Source organism: Streptomyces sp. NPDC060209 (assembly GCF_042728155.1).
GTDB lineage: Bacteria > Actinomycetota > Actinomycetes > Streptomycetales > Streptomycetaceae > Streptomyces.
This window is the reverse complement of sequence record NZ_JBHWZS010000313.1, coordinates 1-10,168: the sequence shown is the minus strand read 5'-3', so window position 1 is coordinate 10,168 and position 10,168 is coordinate 1. Positions and strand designations below refer to the sequence as shown.

The window sequence follows — 10,168 nt, the reverse complement described above, 5'->3', positions numbered from 1 at the left end:
CCCGGACACCCCGGGCCGTTCCCCTCAGCGCGTCCTGCCCCGCTTCATCTCCATGGCGGTCCGGCCCTCCAGTCCCCTCCGCTTCCATTCGCGCAGGGTCTCGGTGCGCAGCCGGGCGTCCGTCTTCGCCGCGATGCGGTGGTTCTCCCGGAGCAGCTTGCGGTAGCTGTCGAGACGACGTTCGGGCAGCGACCCGTCCTCGATCGCGCCGAGCACGGCACAGCCGGGCTCGGACTCGTGGGCGCAGTCGTGGAAGCGGCACTGCCGCGACAGGTCCTCGATCTCCGAGAAGACCTGGCCGACGCCGGCCTCCGCGTCCCAGAGACCGACCCCCCGCAGTCCTGGGGTGTCGATCAGGACGCCGCCTCCCGGCAGCACGAGGAGATTGCGCGTCGTGGTGGTGTGCCGGCCCTTGCCGTCCACCTCACGCGCCTGCTGTACATGCATGACGTCCTCGCCGAGCAGCGTGTTGGCGAGGGTCGACTTTCCGGCGCCGGAGGTCCCGAGCAGCACGCTCGTACCGCCGCCGACGATCGCGCCGAACACATCGACGCCCTCCCCCGTGGCGGAGCTGACAGGGAGTACCTGCACCCCGGGGGCGATGCGCTCGATGTCCTCGACGAGGTGGGACAGCGTGGTGACGTCCGGGACGAGGTCGGCCTTGGTGAGCAGCACCAACGGGTGCGCCTCGTACCCCGACGACGGTGTCCCGTCGCCGAGCAGAGCGGCGCCGGCGGTGCTGGACATGGCCAGCGCCAGGAACCGTTCCAGTCGTCCGAGGTCCAGCTCGACGGCGAGCGAGACACAGATGACGATGTGATCGATGTTGGTGGCGAGGACCTGCCCTTCGGAACGCTGCGACGACGTCGAGCGTACGAAGGCGGTGCGGCGGGGCAGGAGCGTACGGACGAACTGCGGGTCGCCGTCGGGGTCGACGGCCACCCAGTCGCCGGTGCAGACGATCCGCATCGGGTCACGGGGCACCACGAACGCGGTGTCGGCCCTGAGTACGCCGTCCGGAGTGACCACGTCGCACTGACCGCGGTCCACCCGCACCACGCGTCCCGGCAGGAGTCCCTGCTCGGCGAAGGGGGCGAAGGTGTCGGCCCATTCGTCGTCCCAGCCGTACGGAGCCAGCGGGTGCGACGGGGTGGAAGCCTGGGGAATGGAGAAAGACAAGGGAAACCCTTCACAAGGGCGGCCCCGGCACCGCGCGTTCAGGCGCGGAGGGAAAAGGTCAAGGTCAGCCGGTGGCCACTGGGGTGGGAACGATGCTCTTCGGGTTGTGGGCAGCGCCCACCGCAACGACAGTCATCAATGTCCTCACCTCCTGGCTCCTTGAACTGCGCACACCCTAGCCCGGGGGCGCCCGGCAGCGTCAACAGGTTTTCCGCGCGTGACCACACGGCCGTCGCTTTCGCTGCAGTTGGTGCGCAATCTCCCTCGATCAGGTGATACGCATGCACATCGACCGGTCTCGGCCCGTTAGTGTGCCGGACATGACCTCATCCAACGCCGCCACCGCCCCTTTCTCCCCCGCCCAGTTGGGCACACAGATCCTGATCGGCTGGAGCGGGTCGAATCCCGGAACAGGGCGTGAGACCGCCTTCGTGCTCACCTATTCGCTCGGCGACGGCCCGGACGGGCCGGAGGCCGGCGAGAGCGCCATGCGCACAGCCCTGAAGCGCAGCGGCCTGCGGGTGGGAGGCGAGACGCTGGACGCCTCGGATCTGCCGAACCTTCCCGTGAAGCTGCTCGTCCAGGCCGGCCAGGCAGTCGTGACGATGCCTCACTTCACGGCGCAGTGCACCGTGCCGCGTGAGTGGCAGGACGTGGCGCGGTCGGAGGGCAGGGTGCACGGGATGTTCGCCACACGCCCGTGGCCCGCGGCCGTCCCCGGGCAGCCGGTCAGCGAGGAGCTGCTGCGGTCCTTCGTGACCGACCCGGAGGTCATCAGGACCTCCGCCCACTGCCTCATGCCGGTACGCAGTCTGGGCTGACACCCCGCGCCCGGACTCCCCGCGCACAAGGCGATGCCCACCACCCCCCGTGGAGTGGTGGGCATCGTCCTGCGCGCGGACGAGTGGCCTCGAGCCGCACAGCCGAGTGCGGGCGGTCCGAAGGCGATACGCCCCGGGCCGCCCGCACTCAGTGGTGTCAGTTGTTGCCGACGCCGTTGCCCGAGAGCACCGGGATGTCGTTCAGGATGTGCGACAGCGCCTCGTCGCCCTTGGCCTGGGTGGAGTTCTCGGTGCACTGCTGGTTCTGCGGGGAGGACAGGACGTTGACGTCCTGGACCGAGATCGGGACGAACCCGAGGACCGAGCCGAGGTTGGCCTTCGCCGGCAGGGCGATGCAGGGCTTGTTGAACGAACCCTGGATGAGGCCGATCTGCGGGCTCATGTCACCGTGCGTGCTGCTGTTGCCGTAGTACTGGTCGGCGTCGTTGCCGTTGACCGACGTCGTGCCGGTGTCGTTGCCGATCGCCATGGCCGAGGGGGCCGCGGCGGCGGAAACGCCGGCGACGGAGGCGGCGACTGCCGCGGTCGCCAGAATCTTCTTCATCATGAACGTGCCCTTCTGGTATTTCTCTGTTGCCCGCCTGTCCGGAGCGCTCTGAACAACTCCGCCCGGGCGGTTTCGGTTGCGCCATTTCACTCGAACGATTTCCTCGGCCGGATCGTCGCGGAATTCGCGGAAAGCCGGCCGGTCAAATGGTGCGGCGAGAAGGGGCGGCCAGGTGCCCCCGCGAAGGATCAGCCGCCCAGCGGGAGTCCACCGATCAGCGGGCCCGCCGCCGCGGCGGCATCGGTGACCGCCTCCGCCGACTTGCTGACCGTGCCGTCCTCGTGAGCCGCTTCGGCCGTCTGCCCGACCGCGTCGACCACGGGGTTCACCACCTGGTCGGGGATCTGCGGCACGGTGGAGGTCAGCTCGTTCACGCCGGTGGTCAGGCTGATCTTGGGTGCCGTGGGTGCCGTGGCGGCGACCGCGGGAGCGGCGGCCCCGAGAGCGGCCACGGAACCTGCGACGAGGGCTACGGTCTTCGCGTACTTCACTTCTCGAATCCCTTCTCCGGCGGCATCCGCCGCCTTTGTCATGGACAACGATCAAGCGGTACACGGGGAAACTGCGAGTGGCGGGATTTTCCGTACGCGGCAAAAAGGCCCTGGAGCACCCAATGGGCTCCAGGGCCTTCTCATGACGAGCCGTCGGCTCGGTCGGCAAAGCTCAGCGGTTGATGCAGGCGTTGCCGAACGCCGGGTTGAGCGCACCGACGAGGTTCAGGGTGTTGCCGCAGATGTTGATCGGGATGTTGATCGGAACCTGCACGACGTTGCCGGAGAGGACGCCCGGGGAGTGGGCGGCGACCGCGCCGGCGCCGGAGTCGGCCATGGCCGGGGCAGCGGCACCCAGCGCCATGAGGGTTCCGGCGGCGACGGCGGCAACCTTGGTGTACTTCACTTTCGTCCCTTTCTGCAGCGGAGTTCTGGACGGACACGTCTTTCGTGCCGTACGGGCGATTCTCGGAATGCGCTCGTGACTCCGGGGCTGTAATGCGTAACAATTTGCGGGCGACATCGAAACGCTATGGAAGCTGTTTCTCGGAAAACCGCCCGATTGCTGCGGGCCCGGACCGCACGACGGAGGAGTATCGGCGGCCCGGACCGGTCGTTGTGGCGCGGTCAGCTGTTGTGCGCACCGTTGCCGGACAGAACCGGAATGTCCGACAGGATGTGCGACAGCGGCTCGTCACCCTTGGCCTGGGTGGAGTTGTCCGCGCACTGCTGGTTCTGCGGGTTGGACAGGACGTTGATGTCCTGGACCGCGATCTTGGCGAGGTGGGCCAGAGTGCCCACGTTGGCCTTGACCGGCAGGGCGATGCAGGGCTTGTTCAGCGAGCCCTGGACGAGGCTGAGCTGCGGGCTCTGGTCACCCTTGGTCTCGCTGTTCCCGAACTCCGACTCGGCACCGTTGCCGTTGATCGACGTCGTGCCCGTGTCGTCGCCGATCGCCATGGCGCTGGTCGCCGAGAGACCGAGGATGGAGGCGGCTACGGCGCCCGTAGCCAGAACCTTCTTGATCACGATGAACCCTTCTCGTACCTAGTGCCCCGCAGCGGAGCGCCCTGATCAACTCGCCGCCGGGCATTTGGTTCCCCCCGTTCGTCTTCGTTCACCCGAATGCCAGAACTTCACCGCGGGACGAACACCCGTACGTGACCCTTTCGGGTGGTTACAGAATTTCCACCGGTCTCCAAGTTTCCCCCGCAACCGTCGCGTCGTTAGGAAGTCGTCCGCGTCGATGGAATGACCGCCATCAGGGTCACCGCCCACGCGAATTTCCCGGAGAAGGGCATGTAATGCGACAGGTTCTGAATAAAAGCATGATCGTCATGGCGGCGGCGTCGGGCATCCTGACCGCCGCAGGCGGTTACGCACACGCCGACGCCTCGGCGGACGGTGTCGCCGCGAACTCGCCCGGTGTCGGCTCGGGCAACGCCGTGCAGGTCCCGGTGCACGTCCCGGTGAACCTCTGCGGCAACACCGTCAATGTGATCGCCCTGCTGAACCCGGCCTTCGGTAACAACTGCGCGAACGTCAGCTCGGGCGACAAGCACCGCGACGAGCACGGCGGTGCGTACGGGGACGAGCACGGCGACGCGTACGGGGACGACGGATACGGCCACGGCGGCTCCGGCGCGAGCGCCGACGGCAAGGCCGTCGGATCGCCGGGCGTCCTCTCCGGCAACCTGGTCCAGGCTCCGGTGGATATCCCGGTGAACGCCTGTGGCAACAGCGTCGATCTCGTCGGTGCGCTGAACCCCGCCTTCGGCAACTCCTGCGTGAACGAGAGTGGTTACGAGCACGAGTACCCGCCGGTCGAGCCGCCGGTGGTCGAGCCGCCCACCGTCGAGCCCCCGACCGTCCAGCCGCCCACCTCGAAGCCGCCGGTCGAGCCGCCGGTCTCCGAGCCCCCGGCCCAGGAGCCCCCCGCCCAGGAGCCGCCGGCCGGCAACCCCGGCCCGAACACGCCTGACACGCAGCTGGCCCAGACCGGTGCCGCTGACATCGGCCTGGCCGCCGGCGCGAGCGCGGGGCTGCTGCTGGCAGGCGCGGTGCTCATGCGCCGCACCCGCGGTTCCCGCGACTAGTCCGGGACATGCACAAGGGCCGCCCCGCAGCATCTGTGCTGCGGGGCGGCCCTTGTGCATGTCCGGGAAGCGGTGTCAGACGCGGGACAGGCCCGCCCGGTCCAGGTATGCGGCGATCACGGTGGTCTCCGCGGCATCCAGCCGGCGCATCGGCGGGCTCATCACGTTGGTCGCGATGACGCCCCGCAGCATCAGGGCCGTCTTGAAGGCGCCCAGTCCGGCCGCCGTCGCCGAAGCGGTACCGGGTGCGGCGGCCCCGACGATGTCGAACAGCGAGACGAGCCGGTCCTGTTCGGCCGTGGCGGCGGCCCAGTCCCCCCGTCCGGCAGCCTGGTGCAGCCGCACGTAGCCGTGCGGGTCCACATTGCCCAGTCCGGGCACCGACCCGTCCGCCCCGCTCAGCATCATGGCGTCGACCACCAGTTCATGACCGGTCAGGACCGAGAAGCCGTGGAGCTCCCGTGCTCCGATGGCGAGCCGGCGGAACGATCCGTCGTCCCCGCTGGAGTCCTTCACACCGGCGAGGACCCCGTCCGCGGCGAGCGGGAGCAGCAGCTCCGGGTCCAGCTTGCTGTGGACGCACACCGGTACGTCGTACGCGAGGAGCGGAAGGTCCACGGCTGCCGCGATGTCCCGGAAGTGGCGGTCGATCTCCGAGGGATGGGTCCGGGTGTAGAAGGGCGCGGTGACGACGACCGCGTCGGCACCGAGTCCGGCCGCGGCCAGGGCCCGCTCGATGGCCCGGTTGGTGGTGGTCTCGATGGCGCCGACGAGGACCGGTACCTGCCCCGCGGCGGCCGAGGTGATCACCTTGATGACCTCGTCCTGCTGCGCGGGCGTCAGGTAGGCGGTCTCGCCGGAGCTGCCGAGGGCGAAGAGTCCGCTGACGCCCCCGTCGAGGAGGTGGCCGACGACCCGCTCCAGGGAGGCCGTGTCCAGTTCGCCGTCCGCGGTGAGCGGAGTGACGACGGGCGGGATGACACCGGAGTACGGGGCGGTGCGGGTGGTCATGCGGTGCTCCTTGCGGGCGGTACGGGGATCGGTTCCGCGGCCGGGGACGACGTGGCGGGCTGGGGATGGACGCAGTGCCAGCGGTGTTCGCCGGGCCCTGAGCTCTCCGCCGGGAAGGCCGTGGCGCACGCATCGTCGGCCTTCCAGCAGCGGGTGCTGAACGGACAGCCGGGCGGCGGGTTGGTGGCCGAGGGCACCGGGCCGGTGAGCACGATGCGCTGCGTCGCCTCGAGCAGGCTGGGTGTGGCGGAGAGCAGCGCCTCGGTGTACGGGTGTCTGGGGGCCTCAGCGACCTCGGCGGCCCGGCCCTCCTCGACGATGCGGCCGAGGTAGAGGACGGCGATGCGGTCGGCGAGGTAGCGCACCGTCTGGATGTCGTGCGAGATGAACACCATGCCGAGTCCCAGGCGTTCACGGAGGTCGACGAGGAGGTTGAGGACCTGGGCGCGTACGGAGACGTCGAGTGCGGAGGTCGGTTCGTCGGCGACGATCAGTTCGGGTTCGAGGGCCAGGGCGCGGGCGATCGCGACCCGCTGCCGCTGGCCGCCGGAGAGCTGTCCGGGCAGGGCGGCGAGGGTGTGGCCGGGCAGACCGACCAGGTCGAGCAGTTCCTCGACGCGCGCCTCGCGTGCCTCCCGGGTGCCGCGCCTGTGCACGTCCAGCGGGTCGCGCAGGATCTGGCGGACCGGGAGTCGCGGGTTGAGCGCGGTGGAGGGGTCCTGGAAGACGACGCCCACGGCCGATCCGAAGTCGTTGCGCCGCTCGGCGCCCGGCATCTCCCAGAGATTCCGGCCGTGGAAGAGGACCTCACCCTCGGTGGGCTTCTGCAGTCCGGTCAGCACCCGGGCGAGCGTGGACTTGCCGCAGCCCGACTCCCCCACCAGGCCCACGATCTCGCCGCGCTCGACCTCCAGCGTGGCGTCGGTGAGCGCGTGGACGGCGTCGCGGCGGAAGAGCCCTCCGCTGCGTGCCTTGTGGCGTACGTGGACGTTGTCGAGCCTGATCACAGGGCGCTCCCTTCCAGCTGTTGCGCGACGGCCCCGGCCGGGTGGTGGCAGGCGAAGCCGTGGTCCGTGGTGGTGCCACGCCCTGTGAGCGCCGGTGCCGTGCCGCGGCAGAGATCGCTCACGGCGGCGCACCTCCCCGCGAATCGGCATCCCTCACCGAAGCCCTGGGGGGCGGGCACGACTCCGCGGATCTGGTGCAGCCGGTCGGCCCCCGCCTCCAGGGAGACGACGGACCCGAGCAGGCCCCGGCTGTAGTGGTGGGCGGGGTCGGTGAGGACGGAGCGGGTGTCGCCGACCTCGGCCAGGCGGCCCGCGTACATCACGGCGACCCGGTGCGCGAGGTCGCCGACCAGTGCGAGGTCGTGGGAGACCAGCACCATGGCGAAGCCGAGTTCGTCACGCAGCTTGATGAGCAGTTCGACGACCTGGGCCTGGACGGTGACGTCGAGTGCGGTGGTGGGCTCGTCCGCGATCAGGAGGCGGGGACTGCGGGACAGGGCCATGGCGATGAGGACGCGCTGGCGCTGGCCACCGGAGAGTTCGTGCGGGTAGCTGCGCAGGGTGCGTTCGGGCGAGAGGCCGACGAGTTCGAGGAGTTCGGCCGGGGTCTTCGTGCCGCCGCGCGAGGTCAGCTGCTTGAGCTGGGTTCCGACGAGTACGGACGGGTTGAGGGAGGAGAGCGCGTCCTGGTAGACCATGGCGATCTCGGGGCCCATCAGGGCGCGGCGCTCCTTGGGCGAGAGCTTCAGCAGGTCCTCGCCGCGGTAGAGGATCTCGCCGCTGACTTCGGCGTTGCGGGCGAGGAGCCCCATGACCGCGAGGCTGGTGATGGACTTGCCGCACCCGGACTCGCCGACCAGACCGAGTGTCTCGCCCGCGTGGACGGTGAAGTTCAGCTTGTCGACGACGGCGATGTCGCCGTATCGGTCGGGGAAGCGGATGGCCAGGTCGCGTACGACGAGGAGTTCGCCGGCGTCCTCGGGTAGCGGCGTGACGGCGGGTCCGGTCGCGTCGATGTGCCGGGCGAGCTTGGCGAGGGCGGCGTCGATGTCGACGGTGGAGGCGGCCTCGACCGGGTCCGGTGCCGTGGTGGTGACGGGGGCGGCGGCGGCGCGGGCGCTCCTGGGCGCTGCGGAGGCGTCGGTGAGGCCCTCGGAGAGGATGTTGAGCGCGAGGACGGTGACCAGCAGGGCGAGGCCGGGGAAGAAGGTGGCCCACCAGCCGCCGGCGAGGAGGATCTGCCGCCCGTAGGCGAGGACGCTGCCCCAGCTGGGGTCGGGGTCCTGCACACCGGCCCCGATGAAGGAGAGGCTGGCCTCGAAGATGATGGCCTCGGCGACCATGACGGTCGCGAACACCATGACCGGGGCCATGCAGTTGACGGCGACGTGGCGGAGCACGATGTAGCCGCGCCGGGCCCCGATGACCTTCTCGGCGGCGACGTAGTCCTCTCCGTACTGGGCCAGGACGTTGGCCCGTACGACGCGGGCGAGGGAGGGGGTGTAGACGAAGGCGATGGTGAAGATGATCACCGGGATGCTTGTGCCGAACACCGCGACGAGGACGGCCGCGAGCGCGATCGGCGGGAAGGACATGACGATGTCGAGGGTGCGCATGACGGACTCGTCGCCGAGCTTGCGCGAAGTGGCGGCGAGCGAGCCGAGGACGGAGCCGGCGACCAGGGCGACGGCGGTCGCGCCGAGGCCGATGACCAGCGAGTAGCGCGAGCCGTGCACCACACGGGCGAAGACGTCGCGTCCAGCACGGTCGGTGCCGAACCAGTGGTCCGGGCCGGGGGCCTGGACGGGGGTTCCGGTGGTCAGCGGGTCCTGGGTGAGCAGGGGGGCGAGTACGGCGCCGAGGACGACGACGATCAGCACGCCGAGGGCGACGCGGGAGGTGACCGGGAGGGCGCGGAAGGCGATGCCCGGTCGGGAGAGCTTGGTGGCCAGACGGCCGGTGGCGAACATGTCACACCGTCCTGATGCGCGGGTTGACCAGCAGGTAGAGCAGGTCGACGATGACGTTGACCACCAGGAACGCGATGGCGATGGTCAGTACGGTGCCCTGGACCAGGGCGACGTCGCCGCCGGTGACACCTTCGAGGATGAGCTTGCCCATGCCGGGCAGGTCGAAGATCGCTTCGATGACGACGGCTCCGCTGAGCAGGTAGCCGACCTTGACCCCGAGCACGGTGAGCGGGGTGACGAGCGCGTTGCGCAGCACCGAGCGGATCACCAGGAAGACCGGCAGGCCGTTGCCCTGTGCGGTGCGGACGTAGTCGCGGTCGAGCTCGGCGACCATCGAGGTGCGTACGAGCCTGGCGAGCGACGCCGCGACGGGCACCGCGAGCGAGACGGCCGGCAGGACCATGGTGGTGAGCCAGCCGCCGAACGAGTCGGCGGGGTTGGTGTATCCGCCGGTCGGGAAGATCCGGGTGTTCAGCGCGAACTGCTGGATGAGCAGGACGCCGAGCCAGAACGACGGGATGGCGACCCCGGCCATGGACAGGATCCGGAAGAGCTGGTCGGGCCAGCGGTCGCGGTACACGGCGCCCAGGACGCCACCGACGACGGCGAGGACGACAGCGAGGAGCAGCCCGAGGAAGGTGAGCTGGAGGGTGAGCGGGAAGGCCGCGGTGATCCGGTCGATCACGGGCTGGCTCGGCGGGACGGTCATCCCGAGGTCGAAGTGGAGCAGTTGGCCGAGGAAGTCGAAGTAGCGCACGGGCAGTGGGTCGTTGAGCCCGTTGGCCTCGGCGAAGGCCGCGCGGGCCTCGGGGGTGGCGCTCTCCCCGAGCGCGTTGAAGGCCGGGTCGACCGGCGAGAACTGCAGCACCACGAAGACCAGCAGCGCGATGCCGAGGATCATCACCGGCATCATCGCGACGCGGCGCAGCGCGAGCCGGAGAAAAGCAACCATCGTCGGGTTCCTTGCGATCGGGCGGACGGCGGGTCCGGGCCGCCGGGGTGGGCGGCCCGGACCGGTGTACCGG

Annotated in this window: 11 protein-coding genes; 2 read left to right on the top strand and 9 right to left on the bottom strand. The window is 70.0% G+C overall.

The window, feature by feature from the left end:
• Positions 1-24 precede the first annotated feature (24 nt).
• The gene (gene rsgA, locus ACFWFI_RS36175; RefSeq protein ID WP_387398824.1) at positions 25-1,179 is read right to left on the bottom strand and encodes a ribosome small subunit-dependent GTPase A; all 1,155 of its coding nucleotides are present in this window, start codon (positions 1,177-1,179) and stop codon (positions 25-27) included.
• A 320-nt stretch (positions 1,180-1,499) separates the two neighbouring features.
• On the opposite strand from rsgA, the gene ACFWFI_RS36170 reads away from it, so the two are divergent.
• On the top strand, positions 1,500-2,000 hold the full coding sequence (locus ACFWFI_RS36170; protein WP_387398822.1) for a DUF5949 family protein: 501 nt from the start codon (positions 1,500-1,502) through the stop codon (positions 1,998-2,000).
• Positions 2,001-2,157: 157 nt separating this feature from the next.
• Here ACFWFI_RS36170 and ACFWFI_RS36165 read toward each other — a convergent pair whose 3' ends face one another.
• The 4 genes from ACFWFI_RS36165 to ACFWFI_RS36150 all read right to left on the bottom strand — a co-directional run bounded on the left by ACFWFI_RS36165 (position 2,158) and on the right by ACFWFI_RS36150 (position 4,088).
• Positions 2,158-2,568, bottom strand: coding sequence for a rodlin (locus ACFWFI_RS36165; protein WP_387398820.1), 411 nt, complete (start codon positions 2,566-2,568; stop codon positions 2,158-2,160).
• Between the two features lie 188 nt (positions 2,569-2,756).
• Positions 2,757-3,059: a hypothetical protein gene (locus ACFWFI_RS36160; protein WP_387398818.1), complete on the bottom strand. Its 303-nt coding sequence runs from the start codon at positions 3,057-3,059 to the stop codon at positions 2,757-2,759.
• Positions 3,060-3,231: 172 nt separating this feature from the next.
• Positions 3,232-3,465, bottom strand: a complete 234-nt coding sequence (locus ACFWFI_RS36155) for a chaplin (protein ID WP_387398816.1) — start codon at positions 3,463-3,465, stop codon at positions 3,232-3,234.
• A gap of 221 nt (positions 3,466-3,686) precedes the next feature.
• Positions 3,687-4,088: a rodlin gene (locus ACFWFI_RS36150; RefSeq protein WP_387398814.1), complete on the bottom strand. Its 402-nt coding sequence runs from the start codon at positions 4,086-4,088 to the stop codon at positions 3,687-3,689.
• Between the two features lie 275 nt (positions 4,089-4,363).
• Here ACFWFI_RS36150 and ACFWFI_RS36145 point away from each other — a divergent pair, with 275 nt between their 5' ends.
• The gene (locus ACFWFI_RS36145; RefSeq protein ID WP_387398812.1) at positions 4,364-5,155 is read left to right on the top strand and encodes a chaplin; all 792 of its coding nucleotides are present in this window, start codon (positions 4,364-4,366) and stop codon (positions 5,153-5,155) included.
• A gap of 75 nt (positions 5,156-5,230) precedes the next feature.
• On the opposite strand, the gene ACFWFI_RS36140 is transcribed toward ACFWFI_RS36145, so the two are convergent.
• From ACFWFI_RS36140 to ACFWFI_RS36125, 4 genes are read right to left on the bottom strand one after another with little or no spacing between them, the layout of a single operon-like run.
• Positions 5,231-6,166, bottom strand: a complete 936-nt coding sequence (locus ACFWFI_RS36140; RefSeq protein WP_387398810.1) for a dihydrodipicolinate synthase family protein — start codon at positions 6,164-6,166, stop codon at positions 5,231-5,233.
• Positions 6,163-7,173 carry an oligopeptide/dipeptide ABC transporter ATP-binding protein gene (locus tag ACFWFI_RS36135; protein ID WP_387398808.1) on the bottom strand — a complete coding sequence of 337 codons (1,011 nt, stop codon included), beginning with the start codon at positions 7,171-7,173 and terminating at the stop codon, positions 6,163-6,165. Before ACFWFI_RS36135 ends, ACFWFI_RS36140 begins: the two co-directional genes overlap by 4 nt.
• Complete coding sequence (locus ACFWFI_RS36130) at positions 7,170-9,143, bottom strand: dipeptide/oligopeptide/nickel ABC transporter permease/ATP-binding protein (protein WP_387398805.1); 1,974 nt, start codon at positions 9,141-9,143, stop codon at positions 7,170-7,172. The genes ACFWFI_RS36135 and ACFWFI_RS36130 overlap by 4 nt, the downstream gene beginning before the upstream one ends.
• Before the next feature lies 1 nt (position 9,144).
• Positions 9,145-10,095: an ABC transporter permease gene (locus ACFWFI_RS36125; protein WP_387398803.1), complete on the bottom strand. Its 951-nt coding sequence runs from the start codon at positions 10,093-10,095 to the stop codon at positions 9,145-9,147.
• Positions 10,096-10,168 lie beyond the last annotated feature (73 nt).

Bases quoted from the DNA above. Each gene is read 5' to 3' on its own strand.
- ACFWFI_RS36170 (WP_387398822.1), top strand. From the start codon at position 1,500: ATGACCTCATCCAACGCCGCCACCGCCCCTTTCTCCCCCGCCCAGTTG.
- ACFWFI_RS36130 (WP_387398805.1), bottom strand. From the start codon at position 9,143: ATGTTCGCCACCGGCCGTCTGGCCACCAAGCTCTCCCGACCGGGCATC.
- ACFWFI_RS36125 (WP_387398803.1), bottom strand. From the start codon at position 10,095: ATGGTTGCTTTTCTCCGGCTCGCGCTGCGCCGCGTCGCGATGATGCCG.
- ACFWFI_RS36145 (WP_387398812.1), top strand. From the start codon at position 4,364: ATGCGACAGGTTCTGAATAAAAGCATGATCGTCATGGCGGCGGCGTCG.
- ACFWFI_RS36165 (WP_387398820.1), bottom strand. From the start codon at position 2,568: ATGATGAAGAAGATTCTGGCGACCGCGGCAGTCGCCGCCTCCGTCGCC.
- ACFWFI_RS36140 (WP_387398810.1), bottom strand. From the start codon at position 6,166: ATGACCACCCGCACCGCCCCGTACTCCGGTGTCATCCCGCCCGTCGTC.